The sequence below is a fragment of the Rhodococcus sp. 05-2254-5 genome (assembly GCF_002258575.1).
Taxonomy (GTDB): Bacteria; Actinomycetota; Actinomycetes; order Mycobacteriales; family Mycobacteriaceae; genus Rhodococcoides; species Rhodococcoides fascians.
This window is the reverse complement of the sequence record NZ_NOZG01000002.1, coordinates 381,742-405,572: the sequence shown is the minus strand read 5'-3', so window position 1 is coordinate 405,572 and position 23,831 is coordinate 381,742. Positions and strand designations below refer to the sequence as shown.

24 protein-coding genes and 1 riboswitch are annotated in these 23,831 nt (G+C 64.7%); of the genes, 11 read left to right on the top strand and 13 right to left on the bottom strand.

The features are described from left to right. Positions 1-36: 36 nt before the first annotated feature. From CH278_RS03015 to CH278_RS02995, 5 genes are all read right to left on the bottom strand, one after another. Entirely contained in the window at positions 37-1,161 is a 1,125-nt protein-coding gene (locus CH278_RS03015; protein WP_094621149.1) for a glycosyltransferase family 4 protein, read from the bottom strand. A 58-nt stretch (positions 1,162-1,219) separates the two neighbouring features. Continuing rightward, positions 1,220-2,602 carry a hypothetical protein gene (locus CH278_RS03010; RefSeq protein WP_094621148.1) on the bottom strand — a complete coding sequence of 461 codons (1,383 nt, stop codon included), beginning with the start codon at positions 2,600-2,602 and terminating at the stop codon, positions 1,220-1,222. A gap of 29 nt (positions 2,603-2,631) precedes the next feature. Continuing rightward, complete coding sequence (locus CH278_RS03005; RefSeq protein ID WP_080729233.1) at positions 2,632-3,615, bottom strand: C40 family peptidase; 984 nt, start codon at positions 3,613-3,615, stop codon at positions 2,632-2,634. 390 nt (positions 3,616-4,005) lie between these two features. Continuing rightward, entirely contained in the window at positions 4,006-4,560 is a 555-nt protein-coding gene (locus CH278_RS03000; protein ID WP_027497375.1) for a C40 family peptidase, read from the bottom strand. A 16-nt stretch (positions 4,561-4,576) separates the two neighbouring features. Continuing rightward, positions 4,577-4,739: riboswitch (cyclic di-AMP (ydaO/yuaA leader) on the bottom strand. Between the two features lie 115 nt (positions 4,740-4,854). Then, positions 4,855-5,136: a hypothetical protein gene (locus CH278_RS02995; RefSeq protein WP_032384652.1), complete on the bottom strand. Its 282-nt coding sequence runs from the start codon at positions 5,134-5,136 to the stop codon at positions 4,855-4,857. 169 nt (positions 5,137-5,305) lie between these two features. Here CH278_RS02995 and CH278_RS02990 point away from each other — a divergent pair, with 169 nt between their 5' ends. Both CH278_RS02990 and CH278_RS02985 read left to right on the top strand, forming a co-directional pair. After that, a complete protein-coding gene (locus CH278_RS02990) occupies positions 5,306-7,021 on the top strand; it encodes a DEDD exonuclease domain-containing protein (protein ID WP_032391006.1) in 1,716 nt (571 codons plus the stop codon). Between the two features lie 219 nt (positions 7,022-7,240). Continuing rightward, complete coding sequence (locus tag CH278_RS02985) at positions 7,241-7,516, top strand: Lrp/AsnC family transcriptional regulator (protein ID WP_032370294.1); 276 nt, start codon at positions 7,241-7,243, stop codon at positions 7,514-7,516. Between the two features lie 11 nt (positions 7,517-7,527). Here the strand turns inward: CH278_RS02985 and trpD are convergent, their stop codons facing one another. Together trpD and CH278_RS02975 are read right to left on the bottom strand one after the other, a co-directional pair. Then, positions 7,528-8,589 (bottom strand): anthranilate phosphoribosyltransferase, encoded by a 1,062-nt coding sequence (trpD, locus tag CH278_RS02980; RefSeq protein ID WP_094621147.1) that lies wholly within the window; start codon positions 8,587-8,589, stop codon positions 7,528-7,530. A 51-nt stretch (positions 8,590-8,640) separates the two neighbouring features. Then, a complete protein-coding gene (locus CH278_RS02975) occupies positions 8,641-9,117 on the bottom strand; it encodes a hypothetical protein (protein WP_032370292.1) in 477 nt (158 codons plus the stop codon). Positions 9,118-9,268: 151 nt separating this feature from the next. On the opposite strand from CH278_RS02975, the gene ctaE reads away from it, so the two are divergent. From ctaE to CH278_RS02950, 5 genes are all read left to right on the top strand, one after another. Further along, positions 9,269-9,880 carry an aa3-type cytochrome oxidase subunit III gene (gene ctaE / locus CH278_RS02970; RefSeq protein ID WP_027497380.1) on the top strand — a complete coding sequence of 204 codons (612 nt, stop codon included), beginning with the start codon at positions 9,269-9,271 and terminating at the stop codon, positions 9,878-9,880. Between the two features lie 83 nt (positions 9,881-9,963). Beyond that, on the top strand, positions 9,964-10,812 hold the full coding sequence (qcrC, locus tag CH278_RS02965) for a cytochrome bc1 complex diheme cytochrome c subunit (protein WP_027497381.1): 849 nt from the start codon (positions 9,964-9,966) through the stop codon (positions 10,810-10,812). Continuing rightward, on the top strand, positions 10,809-12,002 hold the full coding sequence (qcrA, locus tag CH278_RS02960; RefSeq protein WP_230074373.1) for a cytochrome bc1 complex Rieske iron-sulfur subunit: 1,194 nt from the start codon (positions 10,809-10,811) through the stop codon (positions 12,000-12,002). The genes qcrC and qcrA overlap by 4 nt, the downstream gene beginning before the upstream one ends. Continuing rightward, on the top strand, positions 11,999-13,789 hold the full coding sequence (qcrB, locus tag CH278_RS02955; RefSeq protein ID WP_027497383.1) for a cytochrome bc1 complex cytochrome b subunit: 1,791 nt from the start codon (positions 11,999-12,001) through the stop codon (positions 13,787-13,789). Before qcrA ends, qcrB begins: the two co-directional genes overlap by 4 nt. Before the next feature lie 306 nt (positions 13,790-14,095). Continuing rightward, complete coding sequence (locus CH278_RS02950; RefSeq protein ID WP_032370291.1) at positions 14,096-14,371, top strand: helix-turn-helix domain-containing protein; 276 nt, start codon at positions 14,096-14,098, stop codon at positions 14,369-14,371. A gap of 121 nt (positions 14,372-14,492) precedes the next feature. Here the strand turns inward: CH278_RS02950 and CH278_RS27875 are convergent, their stop codons facing one another. The 3 genes from CH278_RS27875 to ctaC form a co-directional block, all read right to left on the bottom strand. Then, positions 14,493-14,669, bottom strand: a complete 177-nt coding sequence (locus CH278_RS27875) for a VOC family protein (RefSeq protein WP_230598156.1) — start codon at positions 14,667-14,669, stop codon at positions 14,493-14,495. Positions 14,670-15,076: 407 nt separating this feature from the next. After that, positions 15,077-15,493, bottom strand: a complete 417-nt coding sequence (locus CH278_RS02940) for a cytochrome c oxidase subunit 4 (RefSeq protein WP_027497386.1) — start codon at positions 15,491-15,493, stop codon at positions 15,077-15,079. An 18-nt stretch (positions 15,494-15,511) separates the two neighbouring features. Then, on the bottom strand, positions 15,512-16,591 hold the full coding sequence (gene ctaC / locus CH278_RS02935; protein WP_027497387.1) for an aa3-type cytochrome oxidase subunit II: 1,080 nt from the start codon (positions 16,589-16,591) through the stop codon (positions 15,512-15,514). A 222-nt stretch (positions 16,592-16,813) separates the two neighbouring features. Between ctaC and asnB the strand changes: the two genes are divergently transcribed. After that, positions 16,814-18,742, top strand: a complete 1,929-nt coding sequence (asnB, locus tag CH278_RS02930; protein ID WP_032387839.1) for an asparagine synthase (glutamine-hydrolyzing) — start codon at positions 16,814-16,816, stop codon at positions 18,740-18,742. A gap of 89 nt (positions 18,743-18,831) precedes the next feature. Here the strand turns inward: asnB and CH278_RS02925 are convergent, their stop codons facing one another. From CH278_RS02925 to CH278_RS02915, 3 genes are all read right to left on the bottom strand, one after another. Beyond that, the gene (locus tag CH278_RS02925; RefSeq protein WP_094621146.1) at positions 18,832-19,806 is read right to left on the bottom strand and encodes a carbohydrate kinase family protein; all 975 of its coding nucleotides are present in this window, start codon (positions 19,804-19,806) and stop codon (positions 18,832-18,834) included. Between the two features lie 103 nt (positions 19,807-19,909). Continuing rightward, positions 19,910-20,275 carry a HesB/IscA family protein gene (locus tag CH278_RS02920; RefSeq protein WP_027497390.1) on the bottom strand — a complete coding sequence of 122 codons (366 nt, stop codon included), beginning with the start codon at positions 20,273-20,275 and terminating at the stop codon, positions 19,910-19,912. A 60-nt stretch (positions 20,276-20,335) separates the two neighbouring features. Further along, positions 20,336-21,415, bottom strand: a complete 1,080-nt coding sequence (locus CH278_RS02915) for a glycerate kinase family protein (protein WP_094621145.1) — start codon at positions 21,413-21,415, stop codon at positions 20,336-20,338. A gap of 100 nt (positions 21,416-21,515) precedes the next feature. Between CH278_RS02915 and CH278_RS02910 the strand changes: the two genes are divergently transcribed. Genes CH278_RS02910 through cobT form a run of 3 tightly spaced genes read left to right on the top strand, consistent with a single transcriptional unit; the run spans position 21,516 to position 23,829 of the window. Further along, entirely contained in the window at positions 21,516-22,175 is a 660-nt protein-coding gene (locus tag CH278_RS02910; RefSeq protein WP_027497392.1) for a DUF3043 domain-containing protein, read from the top strand. Positions 22,176-22,180: 5 nt separating this feature from the next. Continuing rightward, positions 22,181-22,750: a bifunctional adenosylcobinamide kinase/adenosylcobinamide-phosphate guanylyltransferase gene (cobU, locus tag CH278_RS02905; RefSeq protein WP_032387842.1), complete on the top strand. Its 570-nt coding sequence runs from the start codon at positions 22,181-22,183 to the stop codon at positions 22,748-22,750. After that, on the top strand, positions 22,747-23,829 hold the full coding sequence (gene cobT / locus CH278_RS02900; protein ID WP_094621144.1) for a nicotinate-nucleotide--dimethylbenzimidazole phosphoribosyltransferase: 1,083 nt from the start codon (positions 22,747-22,749) through the stop codon (positions 23,827-23,829). The genes cobU and cobT overlap by 4 nt, the downstream gene beginning before the upstream one ends. Positions 23,830-23,831: the final 2 nt, after the last annotated feature.

Below are 23,831 nucleotides of genomic sequence, written 5' to 3'. Positions count from 1 at the left end.
GCGTGGCGTGAGCCGTGGTGCGAGCGGACCGCCCGGTCAGATCAGCGACCGCAGTTTTTCCGTCAGCACGTCCCAGCGCCATTCCGCGTCGACCCATGCCCGACCGGCGTTGCCCATCTGCGTCGCCAGTGTTCGATCGGACAGGATCGTCACGATCGCGTCGGCGATGGACGACACCGAAGTCCCGTCGACGACGAGCCCGGTCTTGTTGTGCTGCACAGCTTCCGGAGCGCCCCCGGACATTCCGGCAACCACCGGAACGCCACAGGCCGACGCCTCGAGGTAGACGATTCCGAGCCCCTCGACGTCGAGGCCCGCGCCTCGGGTGCGGCTCGGCATCGCGAACACGTCGGCAATCGTGTGATGGGCAGCCAGTTCCGCCGACGGTACTGTCCCGGTGAACACCACGTGGTGCTCCATCCCGGTGGAGCGAACCAGTTCGCGCAACGTGTTCTCGTACGGACCGCCGCCGACGATCACCAGAACCGCCCCGTCCACCGCGCGCCGGATCTCCGGTAGCGCCCGGATCAGAAAGTCCTGGCCCTTGCGCGGCACCAGTCGCGACAGACACAGAACCGTCGGTCGGTCACCGAGGCCGTACCGAGCACGTAACTCCGTCCTCGCGGCATCGTCGGGCACGAAGCGCTCGGTGTCGACCCCCGGCGGCAGATGCTCGAGTGCCGCCGACGCCCCGAACGCCGAGCTGAATCGGCTCCGCGTGTACTTGCTCACGTAGGTCACCACATCGGTGTTCTCCCCGATGGTGCGCAGCGTCGCGCGACCACCGGGAACCATCGACCACCCCACCTCGTGGCCGTGCGTGCTCGCCACGATGCGATCCGCCCCGGCTTTGCGCAGGTGTGACGACATCACCGCCAACGGGGCCGCGGCACCGAACCACACCGAGTCGCACCCTCGGGTTTTCACGATGCGTGCTGCGCGGCGAGCCACCAACGGAGTAGGCAGCATCAACGTGGTCGGATGCCTGATGACCTCGAAGGGTTGTTTCGCATCGAACTTCACGTGCGAATCACCACGCCACCGCGGCGCGTAGACCACGAGCTCGTCGGCGGGCAACTGCGAGGCGAAGCTGTGCAAGTAGGACTGGATTCCGCCCGGCCGGGGCGGAAAGTCGTTCGTCACCAGAAGAGTCCGACGCATGACGACAACCGTAGCGCTCCCGATCGGACAGCTCGTGTCGACGACGCGCACGTCCGGGTCAGCGTGACCGAGCGGCCACCCAGTTGCCCCACTCCGCGACGAACCGGGTTCGGCTCGGACTCAGGACCGAGGTGATCGCTGCGTCGACGACTCCGTCCGACCCGGGTCCGGACGCCAGCGCCTCGTAGAACCTGCGCAACGTGGACTCGCCGTACCGGTCGGCCACGAACGCGAAGACCGACCAGGCGGACTCGTAGGCCACGTTGGAGCGGGTGCCGCCTGCACCGAAATCCTCGTCTTTCGGCAACACGGTCGGCGGGCCACCGGCAGCCACGATCGATGCCAGAGTAGGTGCCAGCTGCCGGAAGTCGGCACCGGAACTGCGATACCCGGAGTAGTCGGCGAAACCCTCCGCCACCCACAATGCGGTGCCTTCCGCCGTCTTCGCCCGCGCCGCCACATGCGTCAACTCGTGCCGAAGCACCGAACGAAGAGTGAACGGAGACAGCCGCGACGCGGCATCGGGACCGAACACCACCCGCTGACCCGTCGGACGCGACCCGCCGGCCACGGCGTCGGACACGGTCACTGCGGCCACGTCCGTCGAGGGCGAGGACCCCGTCGATTCGTCGAACTCCTCGGCCGTCGAACTGACGAACACCAGTCCGTCCCGGGCCCAGTCGGCTCCCCAGAAGTCGGTGACCGCAGCGGTCGCCGCGGGCAGCTCGGCGGCCACATCTGCCACGAACTGCTCACGGTCGGGATGTCCCAACACCACCGACGTGCCGGATGCAGTGGCGACCGAGCGCACCGTCACGGGCCCGAAATCCCACGGACCGCGCCAGGTGTGGCGACGGTAGGTCGGCAAGTCGGCGTCGTCGACCAGTCGCCACTGGCCGTCGCGTTGGGCGACCACCAGCGAAACCGGCCGGCGGGTCGGCGAGGCATCCGGGCCCTGCACGGCATACCGCAGGTACACCGGTGGAGCCCACACATCGGTGGCATCCAGCTGCTCGGCAATCGACGACGGCACGGGGGTCTCGGGTTCGTCACCGATCTCGTAGTCGAAGCCCGAGAAAGGAACCGTCGGAACGACAGTCGCCCGGCGAACCTGCGCATCCACGAACGTCGGATCCGCGAGGGGGTCGAGCAACCCACGCAGCGCCGATTCGTCGCCGGAACGGAGGGCAGCCGCCCAGCGCTCGAGCAGCTCGGTCACTTCGGCGCGGCGCTGCTCGTCGTAGGTCGGCGGATTCTGGGAGGCCGACGGATCGGACGAAGTCGATGCGCTCGATGTCGCCGCTCCCGATGCAGGACCGTCGTGACGATGAACCAACAGCAGCGTCGACGCCACTGCCAGAACAACCAGGACTGCCGCCCATCGCGCCCGCCCCGACGCGGTGAGAGCGTGGACAACGGACGGCCGTTCCGTACCGCTCATTCAGGCGTCAGTCGTCGTTCGCGGCACAGTCAGTATCGACGGGCCCCGTAGAACGGGAACGACGCCATCGACTGGACCTTCACCGGTACCCCGAAGGTGGAGGCATGCAGAACGTTGCCGTTACCGGCGTAGATACCGACGTGTGATGCGTCCGGGTAGAACAGAACGACGTCTCCCGGCTGCAGATCCTTCTGATCGACGGGAGTTCCGCCGGCAGCCTGAGCCTGACTCGACCGCGGCAACGTCTTTCCGACCTGCTTGTAGGCCCAGACGACCAACCCGGAGCAGTCGAAACCGTCGGGGCCGGTCGCTCCCCAGACGTACGGCTTGCCGATCTGTGTGAGACCGGCTTGCAACGCGCTGGAACCGGAGCCCGGCGTCAAGTTCTTCAGAATCGTGGAGGGGTCGAAACCTTCGGGAAGCGCCGATCCCGCGAGGGCCAGCTGCTCGGACGAGGAAAGCGCGCTGTACGCGGCCATGACTTCGGCGATCTGGCCCTGGAGTTCACTCTGCTTCGCCTGCAGATCGTCGCTGACCGCTTTGGCCTGCTCGGCGGCGACTCTGGCCTGTTCTGCGGCGGTCGCGGCGGCCTGCTCTGCCGCGGATGCATCCGCGCTGGCCTGCTGGAACCGAGCTACCTGGCCGGCTGTCTCGGCGGAGATGACATCGAGGGCCGACATTTGGTCGAGCAACTGTTGCGGGGAGTCGCTGACCATGACCGCGAACAACCGGTTGGTGCGAGCGCCCTGGTAGTTGACATTGGCCACCTTGTCCATGGCGGGTTTGAGCTGCGCCAGCTGCGACTGGGCGGCGTCGAGGGCCGCCCGACTGGCATCGACGGCGGTCTGCGCATCGAGCTGCTCGCGAGCCCGAGCGTCGAGATCGATCTGCGCGTTGTGCAGCGACTCGTTGGTCTGTTCCGACTCCCGGGACAGCTCCGCCAGCTTCGCCTGCGCGTCGGAAGCCGAGCCGAACCCCGGATCGGCGCTCGCCGTCGTGATCGGCACCACCATGATGCACGCGGCCGCAACGGCTGTGGTCACCGAGCTACCTACTAGTCGTAGAACTCGGGTGGTTCTCGATATCGCCACGGAAAGCGACTCTCCGTCCTGACATATGCCATTCCAGCTGGAGTGGCGGTTGGAAAAAGTGACCGGAACCGAACAATACCCATGCTCAGCTGGGCGCGGACGTGAACACGGTCCGAAATCGACGCAGTCTGCACGTGACAGATCACAAACCAAACGTCGGAGAGGTCTCGATCAGATTACGAACTGGACGCTCTGCTGTCCACCGTACCGGCGTGTCGCCCGGAAACCGTCCCTGGAAACGACAACAGGGCCGAACCGTCGAAACGGATCGACCCTGTCGGTCGGTACACAACTCCGGTCGGAGCGCTCGGCTCAGTAGCGTCGGGCACCGTCGAACGGCATGGAGTCCACGGGAGCAACCTTGACCGGCACGCCGGACGTGGATGCGTGCACGACGTTGCCGTCGCCGATGTACATACCCGAGTGCGAGCCGCCGTAGAACGAGACGACGTCGCCGGGCATCAGGCTGTCACGCGAGACCGGGGTGCCCGCGGCTGCCTGGTCGTAGCTCGTACGGGGCAGGCTGACGCCGGCCTGCTTGTAGGCCCACTGGATCAGGCCCGAGCAGTCGAACGAATCCGGACCCGATGCGCCGTACACGTACGGAGCGCCGATCTTGGACTCCGCCGCCTGGACGGCCTTGGCAGCCGGGGTGACCTGCGGGGCAAGGGGCGCACCCGGAGCGGGCATGCCCGGAATGTTGAGGGGAGGGAGACCCGGGATGTCAGGAATCTCGAAGGTTCCGACGCCGGGGATGGTGACTGGGGCCGCCATTGCCGGTGCAGCGGGGAGAATCACCACGCCTGCCGTGAGCGCTCCGGCTACGAGAGCTCGCCGCAATGTTCGGTTGGAAAGTTGTGACGCCACGAAAGATGGTGCTCCGTTTCTTCCACTCGTCCGCCGACCGAGTTAGCTGACGGGTTCGGGCTGGGAAGAGCAGCCCTACCCACCGGCCACCATCGGTGACTCGGCGGGATTCACCCCAGTAAATATCGGGTTCCCGGTACGAACACTCTCGCGAGTGATCGATTAGGCGGTGACTTGCGACGCCACTCCGGTTTGGACTGGCAAGACTCCGCAAGGTCTCAGGAAGGTTACGAAATGGCATACCCCTGTGTCGACCCCAACGCGCCGAACGGACCGAATTGGGCCGTGTTCTCGCTACCCGGCGCGTTGATCGCCCGGTGTGTCACGAGTCGATAACAGGGGAACATCCGCGGTGCCGTCGTCGTTCACGACGAGCTTGAGCGCGGGCACCATACCGACGTCGGCGAGCACTCCCATGGCACCGAGTTCTTCCTGCTCGAGGGTGATACGAGACGGTGAACCGACCCATTGCCCATCCGATCTCGCGGGCATCCCGGGAGCCCCCAGAAGCACCGTCACAACGCAGTCGGCGCAGGCGATGTCACGAACCAGGCAGTCACTGCAGTCGATGATCATTGTGATCCTTGTCTCTTTGTCGCGTCGGACGGTGTAATCGGCCGATCGAACGAAAGGTAGCGCCAGCCACCGACAGGTTCCGCGACTCGACAATCGGCACCGACCGACACGATGCCCTCCGACGCCGTGTTCGGCGTTCTTGTCGGAGGTCGGCCCTAACGTCGTCGCAGTGAGCCTGCCGATCCAGCTGACGTTCGACGAACTCGACACCCCGCTTCACGCCACCACGTTCGTCGTCGTCGACCTCGAAACCACTGGTGGCAGCGCTGACACGGAGGCGATCACCGAAATCGGGGCAGTCAAGGTCAGAGGCGGCGAGATCATCGGCGAATTCGCTACCCTCGTCGACCCGGGCAGATCGATCCCGCCCTACATCGTCGAGTTGACCGGCATCACGACGGCGATGCTGATCGGGGCTCCCCGCATCGAACGCGTTCTCCCCGGCTTTCTCGAGTTCGCTCGCGGATCGGTACTGGTGGCACACAACGCCGGGTTCGACACGGGATTTCTCAAAGCTGCAGCAAGTCGACTCGACATCGCCTGGCCCCGCTTCCAGGTGCTCTGCACGGTCAAACTCGCCCGGCGAGTGCTCACGCGCGACGAGGCACCCTCGGTGAAACTGTCCGCCCTGTCGACGTTGTTCAGATCCAGCACTCGGCCGACTCACCGAGCATTGGACGACGCGCGTGCCACGGTGGACGTGTTGCACGGCCTGATCGAACGAGTGGGCAACCAGGGCGTACACAGTTACGCGGAACTGGTCGACTACCTCCCTGCGGTGTCGGCGGGGCAACGAGCCAAACGCGGCCTGGCCGCACACCTGCCCGATACACCCGGCGTCTACCTCTTCCGAGGACCGTCGGACGAGGTCCTGTACGTAGGCACCTCGAACAACCTCAAGCGTCGGGTGCGCAACTACTTCACCGGTTCCGAGACACGTGGGCGAATGAAGGAGATGGTCTCGCTCGCTACTCGCGTGGACCACGTCGAATGTGCGCACGCACTCGAGGCAGGAGTCCGCGAATTACGGCTGCTCTCGGCTCACGTCCCGCCTTACAACCGCCGATCGAAGTTTCCCCGCAAAGGGTGGTGGGTCACCCTCACCGACGAAGCGTTTCCGCGTCTGTCGATCGTGCGCACTCCCGCACCCAACAGCCTCGGACCGTTCGCTGTTCGGGCGGACGCGGCGGAGGCCTCCGCCCTCGCCGCAGAATTCTGTCGACTTCGTACATGCACCCGCCGGTTGGGCCGCGCAGTTCGACACGGTGACGAGTGCACCGCGACGGACGTCGGTGGCTGCCCAGCGGCGTTCTCCGGGCCCCTGACGGCCGAGGAGTACTCGGGTGCCCCGGCGAAATTTCTGGCGTTCGTGTGTGGACACGACGACGAGCTGCTGTTCGCGATGCGACGCCGCGTCGCCGAACTCGCGGACCGTGAACTGTTCGAGACAGCCGCGCGTCTCCGCGATCGAATCGCGGTGACGGTGAACGTGCTCCGCAGGATGCACCGGGCGGCCGCCGTTGCGGCCATCGCCGAGCTCGTGGCGGCCAGGCGGACGGCCGACGGTGGCTGGGAGCTGATGGTGGTGCGCTTCGGCCGCTTGGCCGGGGCGGCCGTCGCGCCGCGAGGAGTGCACCCGATGCCCGTCGTCGATGCGATCACGGCGTCGGCCGAGACGGTGATGCCCGATGCGACGCCACTTCGCGGTGCGCCTCCGGAAGAGGTGGGCCTGATCGCGTCGTGGCTCCACACGGACGGAGTGCGCATCGTTCGCACCACCGGGGGCTACTGCAGCCCTGCTCGGTCTGCGGGTTCGTGGGAGGAGTGGTGTCGAACGGCCCGAGAAGCAACGCGGCAGGAGTGGAGCCCGCGGAACGACCGATGAGGCAGGAGTGGAGCCCGCGGAACGACCGATGAGGCAGGAGTGGAGCCCGCGGAACGACAGATGAGGCGAGAGTGGAGCCAGCGGAACGACCGATGAGGCAGGAGTGGAGCCCGCGGAACGACCGATGAAGCGAGAGTGGAGTCGGCCGAGCAACTAGTGTTGTCTCGGTTGGGTCGAGCTCGCGTCGTGTGTGGGCCCGGAGATGCGTGAGGAGCACAGATGATCAATGCCATCGTCTTGATCGACGCCGAGGCCGATCTGATTCCGGAGACGGCGCAGGCCGTTGCCGATGTGGACGGTGTGTCGGAGGTGTATTCGTGCGCCGGCGACGTCGATCTGATTGCCATCGTCAAGGTGCGTGATCATGCGTCGATAGCCGAGGTCATCACCAAGCACATCAATCGTGTTCGTGGTGTTCGCAGTACGACGACTCACATTGCGTTTCAGTCGTATTCGAGTGCCGACGTCGATGCAGGATTCTCGATCGGCGAGTAGTTCGGTGTGATTCAGTCGGCCAGCGCGGTGGTGCAGCGTGCCCAGTCGGCAAGCAGGCGGGCCGCGGAACCGTTGTCGACAACCGTTGCCGCAGTTGCCAATCCGGCTTCGATTTGCTCGTGCAGGTTTCCCGAGACTCCTCGATGCGCGGCCATGGCCGCGGCGGCGTTGAGTAGCACGGCGTCACGGACGGGTCCGTGTTCGCCTGCGAACACGCGATGTGCCACTGCTGCATTGAACTTCGCGTCCCCGCCTCGGAGGGCCTCGATGGGCGCCCGAGCGATTCCGTAATCGGCCGGGTCGATCGAGTCGACGGTGACGGTCCCGTCGGATACCACGTGCACGGTGGTCGTGGTGGACAGGGTGATTTCGTCGAGCCCGTCGTCGCCACGGACGACGAGAGCCGAACTACCGCGTCGAGCGAACACGCCGGCGACGACGGGCACCAGATTCTCGAATGCGCAGCCGATCAGTCCGGCGCGTGGGCGGCCCGGGTTGGTCAAAGGGCCCAGCACATTGAAGATCGTCGGAATGCCGATCTCCTTGCGCGCCGGACCGGAGAACCGAAGTGCGGGGTGGTGGATCGGCGCGAAGCAGAACCCGATCCCAACCTGCTCGACGCTCGACGCCACCCCGGCGGGCCCCAGGGTGACCCGCACGCCCAGCGCCTCGAGCACATCGGTCGTACCACTCTTGGACGACGCTGCACGGTTACCGTGTTTGACGACGCGTACTCCGCTGGCAGCGACGACGATCGCGGCCATCGTGGAGATGTTCACCGTGTCCGCACCATCGCCGCCGGTTCCGACGACGTCCACCGCGTCACGGTCGGTCTCGACCAGAAATGCGTGCGAGAGCATGGAGTCGGCGAGACCTTCCAGTTCCGCGGGAGTGGGGCCTTTCATCTTCAGTGCCACCCCGAAGGCAGCGATCTGAGCGGCTGTGGCGTTGTCGGACATGATCTCGTCCATCACCCAGCCGGTATCGGCGCTCGACAGGTCGGCGTGCGTGGTCAACGCTCCGAGGATTCGACGCCACGTTCGCGGCTGCTCGTCACTGGTCCCTGCGGTCATGGTGGATGTGCCGTGCCCTTCTGCTGTCGATGCGCGCGGTGCGGTGGAAGCTTAGTCAGACGTGTCGGCGGGTGAGGCGGGCTGCAGCGCATCCCACCCCAGTACCGCTCCCCCACGCCGTTGCGCGAGACCCGCCATGCGAGACCTCTCCTGCGAACAGTGCAACGCGTCGAGCACCTGTACCCGCTGCAGGACCAGAGCGACACCGTCATCGACTTGCGGCCGATACCCGGTGTCGTCCGGTAGTTCGACCTGCGGACCGACCTCGTACGCATCCTGCGCCGCGACGGCTGCCGCATCGTCGACTTCGTGCGCGGGCAGCACGAGGTGATGCCGCAACAGCACCTCGGAGGACTCGATCCACGTGGGTTCTGTGTTCGCCGCCTCGTCGAGAACGGCGGAGCACGCCCGCGCGTCGTCGAAGCAGCTCGCCACTACCACCAGATCCTCGCGCGTGGGGTCCAGACGTTCCGCGGTCGACCGCGAGAACAACCGCCGAAACCACCCACCTGCACTGCTCTTTGCCATGAGGCCAGCCTTGCACGACTGGACCCTACCGGCCCGTACAGGCCCTTCCACCAGCGCGGGAACAAGGGCGCGCTCGGAATCGTTCCTCCGCGACGCGCCAAGACCGGACCCGGATATGCCTTCCGTACTACGACGGGTCATACTTCTTTCTGTGACGAGCGCTGTAGGGACTCAAGGATCGGCAATCACCCAACGCGTGCACTCGCTGAACCGTCCCAATATGGTCAGCGTCGGCACGATCGTGTGGCTGTCGAGTGAACTCATGTTCTTCGCCGGGCTGTTTGCGATGTACTTCGTCGCACGCGCGCAGGCGAATGGAAACTGGCCGCCGGAGCCGACCGAGCTGAACCTCGGGCTGGCTGTTCCGGTGACGGCCGTGCTGATCGCTTCTTCGTTCACCTGCCAGCTGGGCGTGTTCGCTGCCGAGCGTGGCGACGTGTTCGGGCTTCGTCGGTGGTACATCGTCACCCTGGCCATGGGCGCGTTCTTCGTCGCCGGTCAGGGCTACGAGTACTACCACCTGGTCCACGAGGGCACGACGCTCTCGAGCAGCGTGTACGGCTCGGTCTTCTACATCACGACCGGCTTCCACGGTTTGCACGTGATCGGCGGACTCATCGCCTTCGTCTTCCTGATCACCAGAACCCTGGTCAGCAAGTTCACGCCCGCGCAGGCCACCGCCGCCATCGTCGTTTCGTATTACTGGCACTTCGTCGACATCGTATGGATTGCCCTCTTCGCGACGATCTACTTCATCCGCTAGTGACAGTCAGCAAGCCACAGATATCGAGCGAACGGATTCAGCCCCCGACGTTCGGCCCGTCCCGACACGACAAGGGATAGAAGATGAGTACATCTCCCCCAGCAGCAACCGACGACACTTCGGCCTCGAAGGCGCGACGCAAGCGTAAGACGCGTCGACGCGTCACCGGTGCACTCGTTCTGATGATGGGCCTTCTGAGCGCGGGTTTCCTCGCGTCGGCCCTGACGCCTACACCCCAGGTTGCAACAGCCGATACCGATTCGGCGGCGCTGATCCGCGAAGGCAAGCAGCTCTACGACACGTCGTGCGTGACGTGCCACGGTGCCAATTTGCAGGGTGTTCAGGATCGCGGACCGAGTCTCATCGGTGTCGGTGAAGCTGCCGTCTACTTCCAGGTGTCGAGTGGCCGTATGCCGGCTGTTCGCAACGAGGCACAGGCACTGCGCAAGCCGCCGAAGTTCGACGACAAGCAGATCGACGCGCTCGGTGCTTACATCCAGGCCAACGGCGGCGGCCCGACGGTCATTCTCGACGAGAACGGTGAGGTGGCGCAGGAGTCGCTTCGCGGCGACGACATCGCCCGAGGCAGCGAGCTGTTCCGCTTGAACTGCGCGTCCTGCCACAACTTCACCGGCCAGGGCGGCGCACTGTCGTCGGGCAAGTTCGCGCCGGACCTCGGGCCTGCCAACGAGCAGGAGATCTACACCGCGATGGTCACCGGTCCGCAGAACATGCCCAAGTTCTCCGACCGTCAGCTGACGATCGAGGAGAAGTCGGACATCATCGCCTACGTCAAGTCGGCCCAGGAAACCAAGGCTGCAGGCGGCTGGGGTCTCGGTGGCTTCGGTCCCGGTACCGAGATGATCGCCCTGTGGGTTGTCGGAATCGCCGCTGTCGTCGGCGCAACATTGTGGATCGGAGCTAGATCATGAGCGACGGCGATTCCGGCCGTAAGGACGCCGACAACACCGACGGCACCAATGCCGAGGGTGTGAACCCCGACAAGAAGTACACCGACGAGGAGTTGGCAGCGCTCAGCCGGGACGAGTTGGTCGAACTCGGCACCAATCTCGACGGTGTGGATGTCGCATTCCGTCGTAATCGCTGGGCTGTGGAAGGTACTCGCGCCGAGAAGCGCGCAGAGCGCAGCGTGGCGATCTGGTTTGCCATCGCCGGCCTGTCGGCAGTCGCGTTCATCGGCGTCTACCTCTTCTGGCCTTGGCAGTACGCGGGCATCGGTGACGACAACTACAACCTGTACTCGCTGTACACGCCTCTGATCGGCGGAACGATGGGTCTTGCGATCCTCGCCGTCGGCGTCGGTGCCGTGCAGTTCACCAAGAAGTTCATCCCCGAAGAGGTCTCCATCCAGGACCGCCACGACGGAAGCTCGTCGGAAACGGACCGCAAGACGCTGGTCGCCGAGCTGGGCGATTCGCTCGACACCTCGACCATCGGACGACGCAAGGTCATCAAGCGTTCGCTTCTGTTCGGCGGCGGCGCTCTCGGCGTCATGGCACTGCTCCCCCTCGGCGGCCTCATCAAGAATCCGTGGGCCAAGGGCGAAGATTCTCCGTTGTGGGTATCCGGCTGGACGCCTCGCTACGATGGAGAGACGATTTACCTCCGACGAGACACCGGGCGACCGGAAGATGTTGTTCTCGTACGGCCCGAGGACTTGGACGCTGGTGCCATGGAAACTGTCTTCCCGTTCCGCGAGGCGGACCGCGAGAGCGAGCACGACCTGCTCATGTCACTCCGCGGTATCCGTAACGCAGTCATGCTCATCCGTTTGCGTCCCGACGACGCAAGCACGGTCATCAAGCGCAAGGGCCAGGAGAGCTACAACTACGGCGATTACTACGCCTACTCCAAGATCTGCACGCACCTGGGTTGCCCGACATCGTTGTTCGAGCAGCAGACCAACCGCATTCTCTGCCCTTGCCATCAGTCGCAGTTCAACGCGCTCGAGTACGGCAAGCCGATCTTCGGACCGGCTGCGCGCGCGCTGCCTCAGCTTCCCATCACAGTCAACGAGGAGGGTTACCTAGTGGCACAGCACGACTTCCACGAAGCACTGGGTCCCGCCTTCTGGGAACGTCGACCGGAGCGTGATTCATGAGTCCTTCACTGCAAACCCTCGCCGCCAAGCAGGCGGACGACGTAGACAGTCGTTACCACTTGGCACCAGGTTTGCGCCGCCAGATCAACAAGGTGTTCCCCACCCACTGGTCGTTCCTGCTCGGTGAGATCGCGCTGTACAGCTTCGTGATCCTGCTGATCTCCGGCGTCTTCCTCACCCTGTTCTTCGATCCTTCGCTCAGCGAAGTCGTCTACCAGGGCGCGTACACCCCGCTGAACGGCGTGACCATGTCGCGTGCCTACGCGACAGCACTCGACATCTCGTTCGAGGTGCGCGGCGGCCTGTTCATGCGCCAGATCCACCACTGGGCAGCACTGATGTTCGCCGCGTCGATCATCGTGCACATGATGCGCATCTTCTTCACCGGTGCGTTCCGTCGTCCCCGTGAGGCCAACTGGGTCATCGGCTGCCTGCTGCTGATCCTGGCGATGTTCGAGGGCTTCTTCGGATACTCGCTCCCCGACGATCTGCTCTCGGGCACCGGCCTCCGCGCCGCGTTCTCCGGAATCACGATGAGCATCCCGATCGTCGGCACCTGGATGCACTGGTTGATCTTCGATGGGGACTTCCCCGGCACGATCATCATTCCTCGCCTGTACGTGGCGCACGTGCTGCTGCTACCGGCCATCATCCTGGCGCTGATCGCAGCTCACCTGGCTTTGGTCTGGTACCAGAAGCACACGCAGTTCCCCGGACCCGGTCGTACGGAAACCAACGTCGTCGGCGTTCGTATCCTCCCGGTCTTCGCCGTCAAGTCGGGCGCGTTCTTCGCCGTGACGTTCGGCGTGATCGCCGCCATGGGCGGACTGCTGCAGATCAACCCGATCTGGGCGCTCGGACCGTACAACCCGTCTCAGGTCTCCGCAGGTTCGCAGCCCGACTTCTACATGATGTGGACCGACGGCCTGGCGCGTCTGTGGCCGGCATGGGACATCTACATCGCTGGTCGCTACACGATTCCTGCAGTCTTCTGGGTGGCCGTGATCATGGGCCTCGTCTTCACCGTGATGATTGCCTACCCATGGATCGAGAAGCGTCTCACCGGAGACAACGCACACCACAACCTGCTGCAGCGTCCCCGCGACGTGCCGGTCCGTACTGCAATCGGCGCAATGTCCATCGCCTTCTACGTCGTTCTGACGCTCTCGTGCGTCAACGACCTGATCGCGTACAAGTTCGACATCTCGCTCAATGCGATGACGTGGATCGGTCGAATCGGAGTGCTCATTGCTCCGCCGATCGCATACTTCGTCGCGTACCGGTTCTGCATCGGCCTACAGCGCAGCGACCGGGCAGTTCTCGAGCACGGCATCGAAACCGGAATCATCAAGCGACTCCCGCACGGCCAGTACGTGGAAATCCACCAGCCGCTCGGACCGGTCGACGATCACGGTCACCCGATCCCGCTCGATTACCAGGGTGCAGCGGTCCCCAAGAAGATGAACAAACTCGGTTCTGCCGGTAAGCCCGGCTCGGGTTCACTGTTCACCCCGGACCCCGTTGCGCAGAGCAAGGCCCTCGAGGATGCACTCCACAAGGGCGAGCACGAGCAGTTGGCAATGCTTCGCAACTACCAGGCGGGCATTCTGGGCACTGGCCACTCGAACGGCAACGGTCACGCCAACGGCAACGGCCATACGAACGGCAACGGTCACGCCAACGGCAACGGTCATTCCAATGGCCACGCCAACGGCAACGGCCATGCCAACGGACACGAAGACACCTCGATTTCTTCGGGTCGTCAGGACAGCGATCGCGATCACTGAGTCCTGACAACGCATTCCGCTGAAGGGCGGCACCGGCAACGGTGCCGCCCTTCTTCGTGTGGTGGCGGTGCTACCCGCTCGACATATGTCCGGAGACGATCCGGCTGGATCTCCATCGGTCCGCGGGAGTCCTGTGAACGGAGGCCGCAACTCTCACAGGCTCCACTCCCCTCCCCCGCCCGAGGACTGCCGATTCAGAGCGCGGTAATGCTCGAGTCGGAGTCGGCACTCACCTGCCGGTAGTCTGCAGACCCATCGGTGACGAGCATCGGCCCGGTCGGTCTCGACCGGTATTAGTATCGGTGTATGGTCCGTATCCCACTCAGTCCCGGTGAACTCGCGCGTGGTGCTCGCTTGGGCACAGCTTTGCGCCGTTTCCGGGGCAGCCGGACCATGACCGAGGTTTCCGACGCCGCAGGCATTTCCGTCGAAACACTCAGAAAAATCGAGACCGGGCGTATCGCAACCCCGGCATTCTTTACCGTCGCCGCACTGTGCACTGCGTTGGAGATCTCGCTCGATGCACTGCTCGAATCCACGACGGATGTGTCGTCGACCCTGCGGGAGGCAGACGCGTCCTGACTGGTTCGGATCCGCGCCGTGGTCTTCCGGGACGTTCATGCGTTCCAGTCCATGACGAAGGACCGGCCCTTGGGGTGTGGCCGGTCCCTCAGCGACCCGCAGTAGGTAGGCGTGGTGCTTCTCAGTCGATCGGCGAGACCCTGACGAGGTTGCCGTCGGGGTCCGCGATCACGAAAGTGCGGCCGAAGACGGCGTCGTGTGGCTTCTGCACTAGGGCAACTCCTTTCGCGACCCAATCGGTGAATATGTCGTCGACTGCCTCCGAGGGGCCGGGCACCATGAGTCCGATCTCGCTCATGCGGGGTGTGCTCGGTACAGAGTGCTCGGCGTAGCCCGTCCACAACGCGAGCAGTACACCGGGGGCAACGTCGAAAGCAACCTAGTGGGGACTCGTGAAGGTCGGTTCGATCTCGAACAGGTCGATGTAGAAGGCGGTGGCGGCCTGGGTCTACCGGACGCCGATCAAGAACAGGTTCGGTGCAGGCATAGAGGGTTCCTAATCGAAGTACTCACACCAGCCGCAGCTCGCGAACGCATCGGTCAGCTCGCCACAGTTCTGGCCGAAAAGCACTCGACCCCCCCGCCGGCTGACCCGGTCGGAATGCCCCTGCACTCGAGCGATGTCCCCGGTGTGCACGTCCCAGCACAGAAAAGGGCCCCGATCGCTCTCGTGAACGATCGGGGCCCTTTCCGGGTGTCTACAGGTCAGTGGCGTTCGGCACCGATGTGGTACTCGAAGACCAATCCAGCGGCCGAGGCGATGACGCACACGACGCCCAGAGCGATCAACCAGGGCTGGAAGAAGGCAAAGCCCAGAGCGGTGATCGACGCCGCCACGGCCAGCACGAACGGCCAGAAGCTGCCGGGGCTGAAGAAGCCCAGGTCGCCTGCGCCGTCACTTACCTCGGCGTCGTCGAAGTCTTCGGGCCGAGTGTCGAGCCGTCGAGCTACGAATCGGAAGTACGTTCCGACGATCAGCGTCAGGCCGACCGACAGGAAGATCGCCGTGACGCCTGCCCACTCGACGCCGGTTCGGCTCAATCCTGTGAACAGCGCATACACGATGCCGACCAGGAGGAAGAAGACCGTGAGGATCTCGAAGATCTTCGCTTCGATTTTCATATCAGCATGCTTCCTTGGTCAGTTGCCTTCGGCGACGGTGGCGGTACGGACGGTGCGATCGGTCTCGAACGGCGAGGTGCTGGTCGCGAGCGGGCTCTCACCGATGGCTTCGAGCGCCTGCGCGTTGGTCAGCGCTTCGCCACCCTCGGACAACGGCTTGCGCAGCTCGATGTACTGCTCGAACTTGTCCGGGGACACGGCGCGAACCTCGAAGTTCATCATCGAGTGGAACGTGCCGCACATTTCCGTGCATCGACCGACGAACGAACCCTCGCGCTCGATTTCGCTGATCTGGAACACGTTGTCGGAATGGTTCTCCTCGGGGTTGGGGAGAACGTCACGCTTGAACAAGAACTCCGGAACCCAGAAGCCGTGGATGACGTCCGAGGATGCCAGCACGAATTCGATGCGCTTTCCGGTGGGAAGGACGAGCACCGGAATCTCGGCGCTGGAACCGACCGTTTCGATCTTGTTGTAGTGCAGGTAGGACAGATCCTGGGGAATGGCACCGTGGATCGCACCGGGTACGAACTCGCCGTCCTCGCTACCCTCGGCACCTTCGCCGGGAGTTGCGGCGGCTTCTGCGGCGGCCTGCTCCTCTTCGTCGGTGCCCTCGTACTTGGCAGCACCGTCCTTGAGGTCGATGGTCCGGTATCCGAACTTCCAGTTCCACTGGTATGCGGTCACGTCGACCTGGACGTCGGGATCTGCCTGCTTCTCGTCGACGTAGTTCTGAACCACGACGGTGAAGTAGAAGAGCACGGCGATGATCACGAACGGAACCGCCGTGTAGAACAGCTCGAGCGGAACGTTGTACGCGGTCTGACGCGGGAACTCCGGGGAGCTCTTCTTCTTACGGTGGAAGAGCACCACCCAGAAGATCAAGACCCACACGACGATGCCCATGACCAGGGCGGCGATGACCGACCAGGTCCACAGGTCGCCGATGCGTCGTCCCTGCGGAGTGACGCCCGAGGCGAAACCGAAATTGAGTACGTTGTCACTGCTGATGGAACAGCCCGACAGCATCAACGCGGCTACACCGAGAAATGCTGTCAGCCCCGCTCGCCGAAGGATCCGACTATGCGCCACGTTCACGCCTTCCTGATTGCCCACCACTGAAGAATAAGGGCTTCCACATGGAGATGCCCGAGTACTACGCAGCGTAGACCAAAGCTGACGCGGAGCCACCCTTGGGTCGTTACCTAGGTTCGAGCGTGTCTGCGGCATACTCGGTTGCTGATCGACCGTCCCGCTGACGACACGCGGAGATCCGGCCCCCGGCATTGTCCCCAACTGCGAGAAGAGGTAGCAGACGCTGTGTGTGGACTGCTCGGAGTACTGACATCTCACGGAACGACCGCCGCCGGCGTCGAGCTGGTGAGCTCGGCGACTCACTGCATGCGCCATCGAGGCCCGGACGAGCCCGGTGGCACCTGGCACGACGACGACGTCGTGTACGGCTTCAATCGACTCTCGTTCATCGACATCGAACACTCGCATCAGCCGATGCGGTGGGGACCTCCGGGTTCACCCGACCGGTACGCGTTGGTGTTCAACGGCGAGATCTACAACTACCTCGAGTTGCGTGCTGAGCTCGCGCGCGATCACGGTGCAGAATTCGCCACCGAAGGTGACAGCGAATCGATCGTTGCGGCATTCCACTACTGGGGCGCTGCCGCCGTGCAACGTCTGCGAGGAATGTTCGCCTTCGCCATCTGGGACACCGAGACGCGCGAGATGTTCATCGCGCGCGATCCCTTCGGCATCAAGCCGCTGTTCTACGCCACGGGCCCGGGTGGAACCGCGTTCGGCAGTGAGAAGAAGAGCGTTCTCGAACTGATGGAGCTGCTGGGCGTCGAGCTCGATCTCGACCCGCGGGCCATCGAGCACTACACCGTGCTTCAGTACGTCCCGGAACCGGAGACGCTGCACGCGGGGATCAGGCGGCTCGAGTCGGGTTGCTACGCCACCCTCTCCCCCGGTACGCCGCCGAAGATCACCCGATACTTCACACCGACGTTCCCGGTGAAGCCTTTCGCTCCCGGCAGCGAGAAGGCTCGCTACCAGGAGATTGCCGAGGCGCTCGAAGATTCGGTCGCCAAGCACATGCGAGCCGACGTGACCGTCGGTTCCTTCCTCTCGGGCGGCATCGATTCCACGGCCATCGCGGCACTGGCGATTCGACACAATCCGAACTTGATCACCTTCACGACCGGCTTCGAGCGCGAGGGTTACTCCGAGGTCGACGTTGCAGCGGAGTCGGCAGCCGCGATAGGTGCTCGGCACATCGTGAAAGTGGTCGGACCTGAAGAGTTCGCGGCGTCCATTCCCGAGATCGTCTGGTACCTGGACGACCCGGTGGCCGATCCGGCGCTCGTACCGCTCTACTTCGTCGCCAAAGAAGCTCGCAAACACGTCAAGGTCGTGCTGTCCGGAGAGGGTGCGGACGAACTGTTCGGCGGCTACACCATCTACCGCGAGCCGCTGTCGTTGAAGCCGTTCGAGTCTCTACCCGCATTTCTACGCCGCGCAGCCGGATCGTTGAGCGAGCGCATTCCCGAAGGCACGCGCGGCAAGAGCTTGCTGCACCGAGGATCGATGACCCTCGAGGAGCGCTACTACGGCAACGCACGCAGCTTCAACGACGCGCAGTTGCGATCGGTGCTGCGTGAGTTCCGTTCGGAGTGGACGCATCAGGACGTCACCGCGCCCATCTACGCGCAGTCGCAGGGGTGGGATCCCGTGGCTCGTATGCAGCATCTGGATCTGTTCACCTGGCTTCGCGGCGACATTCTGGTCAAGGCCGACAAGATCACCATGGCGAACTCGCTCGAGCTGCGCGTCCCGTTCCTCGATTCCGAGGTCTATCGCGTGGCGGAGAAGTTGCCGTTGGACCAGAAGATCACCAAGAGCACTACCAAATACGCGCTGCGCCAGGCGCTGGAAGGCATCGTTCCCGGTCATGTGCTGCACCGCGCCAAGCTCGGTTTTCCGGTGCCACTGCGCCACTGGCTGCGCGGTACCGAACTCTTCGACTGGGCTCACCAGCAGATCGCCGAGTCACAGACCGATCACCTTCTGAACAAGGCAGCCATCGTCGCCATGCTCGACGACCATCGGGCAGGCAAATCGGATCACAGCCGTCGCCTGTGGACGCTGCTCATCTTCATGGTGTGGCACGGGATCTTCGTGGAGAAGCGCATCGTGCCGCAGATCGCCGAGCCGGAGTACCCGGTCAACATCTGACTGGTACACCCGTCTCCCCGGGATCAATGTGGATTTCAGTTGCTCAGATTGCAACAAAGCCGCATTGATCCCGCTGAGGGGAGCCGATCTCAGGCGGGCAGCAACGCGCCGATCTCCTCGCCGGCTTCGGCACCGTACGCCGCGCTCAAGCGCTTGATCGCGTCGTCGCGGTTGAGACTCCATTCCTGCGTTCCGGTGGTCTCGAGGACCAGCACGGCTACCAGAGAACCGAGTTGAGCAGCTCGTTCGATGCTCGCTCCGGCGAGGTGGCCGGTGAGGAACCCGGCACGGAACCCGTCGCCCACTCCGGTGGGATCGACCTTGCTCGTCTCGGGCACGACACCGATGTGGGTATGCTTCCCGCCCTTTTCGACGATGTCCACGCCCCGCTTGCCCAGCGTGGTGACCCGCAGGTCCACCTTGTCCGCGATATCGGCGTCGGACATCCCGGTCTTCTGCTTGAGCAGTGCCCATTCGTATTCGTTGGTGAACAGGTAGGCCGCCCCGTCGATCAGGTCGGTGGCCTGTGCGGCGTCGAGTCGCGCGAGTTGCTGGGACGGGTCGGCGGCAAAGGGAACACCTGCCGCGCGGCACTGGTCTGTGTGGGCGGTCATCGCCTCCGGATCGTTGGCCCCGATCAGGACGAGATCGAGCTTGTGCTGCGCGGCCAGCGCGTCGATGGAAATGTCGCGGGCTTCGCTCATGGCACCGGGATAGAACGACGCGATCTGCGCCATGTCCTCGTCGGTGGTGCAGACGAAGCGTGCTGTGTGCGCGGTGGCGGACACGCTGACGCCACTGCAATCGACTCCGTGCTCTTCGAGCCAGGTCCGATACTCGGCGAAGTCCGGCCCCACGGCTCCGACGAGGAGCGGAGAGCCGCCGAGGACCCCGAGTGCGTAGGCGATGTTTCCGCCCACTCCCCCTTTACGGATGACCAGGTCGTCCACCAGGAAGCTCAGCGAAATGTTCGCGAGCTGATCGGCGACGATCTGCTCGGCGAACCGACCGGGGAATCGCATCAGATGGTCGGTTGCAATCGAGCCGGATACCGCGAGAGTCACGAAGAAGGGCCTTTCGGAGTGAAGTTCTGGATGACCGACGAGCAGACACGACTGTGACCGATACACGAATACGTGTATCGGTCACAGTCGAGAGCGAGTCAGCTCAGTTGAACGAGTCGCCGCACGCGCACGATCCGGTCGCGTTCGGGTTGTCGATCGTGAAGCCCTGCTTCTCGATCGTGTCCACGAAGTCGATGGATGCACCCTCCACGTAGGGAGCGCTCATCCGGTCGACTGCGAGGGTGACGCCGCCGAAGTCGACCGCGAGGTCGCCGTCGAGGCTTCGATCGTCGAAGAAAAGCTGATAGCGCAGTCCTGCACACCCACCGGGCTGTACAGCAATGCGCAGCGCGAGGTCGTCGCGGCCCTCTTGATCCAGCAACGCCTTGGCCTTGGCCGAAGCGGTCTCCGTCATGGTGACCTTGTGCGCCGTGGTTTCGGTCGTTGTGGTCTCATTCGAAACGGTCATGGGCTCTCCCTATCAGTCGTACCAAACCCGTGAACAAACTCAACCGTACTCCGGGTTGCTCTATTCCTTGCGCGCGCCGCCCCTGTTCGAGGGCCCGGCAACAGCACTGCTCGCCACGTGCGCGGCCAGCTTCTCGAGCTGATTGGCCGCATCGGTCATGGCCACCTCCACAGACCCGGCGAACTCGCTGATCGAGTGAGCGGCCGAGATACCGGCCGACGCCAAGTCGTCCTTGCTCAACGTCACCTGGCCGGCGAGCACCACGGTCTCGATTCCGGTGGCACCGCCTGCAGCGGCGATCCTGGTCACCAACTTGCCTCGCAGCGACTGCGAATCGAACTTTCCCTCCCCGGTCAACACCAGGTCGACGGAGTCCAGGAGTTCCCGCTGACCGGTTCGTTCCGCCACGACGGCAGCACCCGGCACCTGCCTGCCACCGAGCGCGAACAGGGCCGCCCCCATCCCGCCCGCGGCACCCGCACCGGGACGGTCTGCCACGTCGTGGCCCGCAGCCGACAGAACGGCAGCCCAGTCGGCGTTCAGTTCTTCGAGTCGCTCGACCGTCTCGGTGTCGGCACCCTTCTGCGGCCCGAACACCCGAGCAGCACCGGAATCGCCGAGCAGGGGGTTCTCCACGTCCGACGCGACGACGAGGTCGATTCCCGAGAAGCGTTCGATTGCCGACCCCAGCCCGCCGAGTGCGCGGATCATCGCTCGTCCACCGTCGGTGCAACTGCTTCCGCCGAGTCCGACCACGATCGACGTGGCACCACTGTTCAACGCCTCGCTCAGCAGCTGTCCGACGCCGTAGCTGTTCGCCTTCAGCGCCGACTGCGGAGTCAGTGGACCGTCGACGAGGTGCAGCCCGCAGGCCTGAGCAGATTCGATGTACGCCACCGTGCCGTCGAGCAGCCAGCGGGCCTTTACCGGCGTCCCGAGCGGTCCGTCCACGTCGGCGACGTGGACTGTGCCGATGCGCGAGGCCAGTACCTCGACGAACCCCGGTCCACCGTCGGATTGGGGTGCCAGTTCCAGCTCGTCACCGCTCCGCACACCCGCCCATCCTCTGGCAATGGCGGCGGCTGCATCTGCGGCAGTCAGGGTGTCCCCGAAGGAGTCCGGCGCAATCATCACTCGCATTCTCGGAAGTGTAGGACCGCAGTGCCCGAACAGCATCCGGTGCTGCGCCGCTGACCTGGCCGGTGTTCGAGTGCCTCCGCTCATCCCATACTCTGGTTGCGTGAAGCTGCTACGCCGTGGAAACTCTGACAATTCGGACGGACAGGACTCGAACGAGCCCGAGTCGACTGTGTCCGCCGGCGAGGCGACCTCGCCGGTGTCTCTCGGCAAAGGCCGACCGACCCCCAAGCGCCGTGACGCCGAGGCCCGCCGCCGCGGGCCGGTCGCTCCGGCTCCCCTGACGAGCAAAGAGGCTCGAGAGCGCCGCAAGGCGAACAAGGGCAGCAAGGAAGACCGTAAGGCTGCCTCGAACGAACGGCGTGCAGCAGCTGCAGAGCGTCGGGCGCGCATGCTTGCGGGCGACGACAAGTATCTGCTGCCTCGCGACAAGGGCCCGGTGCGTGCCTACGTTCGCGACATCGTCGATGCGCGGCGCAATCTTGTCGGCTTGTTCATGCCGCTCGCTCTCATTCTCATCTTTGCGCTGTTCCTGCAGCCGCAGGTACAGCAGTACGTCACTCTCGGCATGTTCGTGATGATGCTGTTCATGGTCGGTGAGGGCATCTACCTCGGCAAGATGATCAACAACCGCATTCGCGTCCGGTTCCCCGACACTCCCGACGGCGGCTTCAAGATCGGCTGGTACGCCTTCGTACGGGCGTCGCAGATTCGGAAGATGCGTGCCCCCAAGCCGCGAGTGAGCGCCGGCGAGGCCGTCTGACGTCGGTGGCCGTGCCGTCTCGAACGCTCGTCCTCGGCGGAGCCAGATCCGGTAAGTCCGCGCACGCAGAATCGTTGGTCACGACCCGCCCGGTCCGTTACGTCGCGACCGGACAGCGCGATGCGTCCGACGAAGACTGGCAGCAGCGCATCGAACTCCATCGTGCGTCGCGTCCGCCCGAGTGGACCACGGTCGAAACCGTCACCGGGCTGGCGGCGGTGGTGGCTCAGCGCTGGGGCGGCACCACGATGGTCGACGATCTGGGCACCTGGCTGACGGGAATGCTCGACGACGCAGCGGCCTGGGACCTGCCTCGCGGGACGATTGCTCCGGCCGTGGACGACTTGGTCGCGGCGGTCTCGGACTGCAGGTCGACTCTCGTCATCGTCAGCCCCGAGGTCGGCATGTCCGTGGTTCCCGAGTCGCGTTCGGGTCGACTGTTCCGTGACGAGCTCGGTGTCCTCAATGCGCGTCTCGCGCACGTGTGTGACAGGGTTCTGCTGGTCGTCGCGGGCCTCGCGCTGACCCTCAAAGAACCACCGGCGGATTCCCTGACCGCGAAAGGCCCAGTGTGACAACTCCTGTGGACGAGAATCCGGCACCATCACCGTTTCGACCGGTGCCCTCGCCGTCCGATTCCGCGCGGTACGAAGCTGCCGAGCGGCAAGGTCGGTTGACCAAGCCGGCCGGTAGCCTCGGCCGTCTCGAGACGCTCGGCGAGTGGATCGCCGCCTGCCAAGATGTCAGTCCGCCGAAGTCCTTCGAGCGCGTCCGTGTCGTCGTCTTCGCCGGCGACCACGGCGTCGCCGCTCATGGAGTGTCCGCCTACCCGCCCGAGGTCACGGCGCAGATGGTCGAGAACATTCGCGCGGGCGGTGCTGCGGTCAACGTCCTCGCGACCATCGCCGGGGCCACTGTTCGGGTGGTCGACATCGCTGTCGACGCCGACACCGATCCATCGGTGTCCGCCTTCAAGATTCGGCGCTCGAGTGGTTCCATCGACCGCGAGGACGCACTGAGCGAGGACGAGGTGCGCGCCGCCGTCGCCGCCGGCGCTGCCATCGCGGACGAGGAGGTCGACGCCGGTGCCGACCTTCTCGTCGCAGGCGACATGGGCATCGGAAACACCACGCCCGCAACCGTATTGATCGCCACCCTCACCGATACCGAACCGGTCGCTGCCGTCGGCCGCGGCACCGGAATCGACGACGCCGGGTGGATCAGGAAGACCGCTGCGATCCGGGACGCGATGCGGCGGGCTCGGCCGGTCGCCAAGAATCCCACCGACCTGCTGCGGGTGGCCGGTGGTGCCGACATCGCTGCCCTCGCCGGCTTCCTCGCGCAGGCGGCGCATCGGCGTACCCCGGTGATCCTGGACGGTCTCGTCGTCACAGCAGCAGCACTGGTGGCGGAGGACGGTGCGGCCGGTGCCAGCGCCTGGTGGGTCGCCGGGCATCGTTCGGCCGAGCCCGCCCATTCACTTGCCTTGCGGCACTTGCGACTCGAGCCGTTGGTGGAGCTGTCGATGCGACTCGGTGAAGGCTCCGGCGCGTTGACGGCCTTGCCGCTCGTTCGTGCGGGAGTCGACACGTTGAATTCGATGGCAACGTTCGCCGACGCCGGCGTCAGCACCGGCGACCCCGAAGTCCGCTGACC

Excerpts from the sequence above, each read along its gene's own strand:
- CH278_RS03015 (WP_094621149.1), bottom strand. The coding sequence starts at position 1,161 with ATGCGTCGGACTCTTCTGGTGACGAACGACTTTCCGCCCCGGCCGGGC.
- CH278_RS03010 (WP_094621148.1), bottom strand. The coding sequence starts at position 2,602 with ATGAGCGGTACGGAACGGCCGTCCGTTGTCCACGCTCTCACCGCGTCG.
- CH278_RS03005 (WP_080729233.1), bottom strand. The coding sequence starts at position 3,615 with ATGGTGGTGCCGATCACGACGGCGAGCGCCGATCCGGGGTTCGGCTCG.
- CH278_RS02995 (WP_032384652.1), bottom strand. The coding sequence starts at position 5,136 with ATGATCATCGACTGCAGTGACTGCCTGGTTCGTGACATCGCCTGCGCC.
- CH278_RS02985 (WP_032370294.1), top strand. The coding sequence starts at position 7,241 with ATGATCAATGCCATCGTCTTGATCGACGCCGAGGCCGATCTGATTCCG.
- trpD (WP_094621147.1), bottom strand. The coding sequence starts at position 8,589 with ATGACCGCAGGGACCAGTGACGAGCAGCCGCGAACGTGGCGTCGAATC.
- CH278_RS02975 (WP_032370292.1), bottom strand. The coding sequence starts at position 9,117 with ATGGCAAAGAGCAGTGCAGGTGGGTGGTTTCGGCGGTTGTTCTCGCGG.
- qcrC (WP_027497381.1), top strand. The coding sequence starts at position 9,964 with ATGAGTACATCTCCCCCAGCAGCAACCGACGACACTTCGGCCTCGAAG.
- qcrA (WP_230074373.1), top strand. The coding sequence starts at position 10,809 with ATGAGCGACGGCGATTCCGGCCGTAAGGACGCCGACAACACCGACGGC.
- qcrB (WP_027497383.1), top strand. The coding sequence starts at position 11,999 with ATGAGTCCTTCACTGCAAACCCTCGCCGCCAAGCAGGCGGACGACGTA.
- CH278_RS02950 (WP_032370291.1), top strand. The coding sequence starts at position 14,096 with ATGGTCCGTATCCCACTCAGTCCCGGTGAACTCGCGCGTGGTGCTCGC.
- CH278_RS27875 (WP_230598156.1), bottom strand. The coding sequence starts at position 14,669 with ATGAGCGAGATCGGACTCATGGTGCCCGGCCCCTCGGAGGCAGTCGAC.
- CH278_RS02940 (WP_027497386.1), bottom strand. The coding sequence starts at position 15,493 with ATGAAAATCGAAGCGAAGATCTTCGAGATCCTCACGGTCTTCTTCCTC.
- CH278_RS02920 (WP_027497390.1), bottom strand. The coding sequence starts at position 20,275 with ATGACCGTTTCGAATGAGACCACAACGACCGAAACCACGGCGCACAAG.
- CH278_RS02915 (WP_094621145.1), bottom strand. The coding sequence starts at position 21,415 with ATGCGAGTGATGATTGCGCCGGACTCCTTCGGGGACACCCTGACTGCC.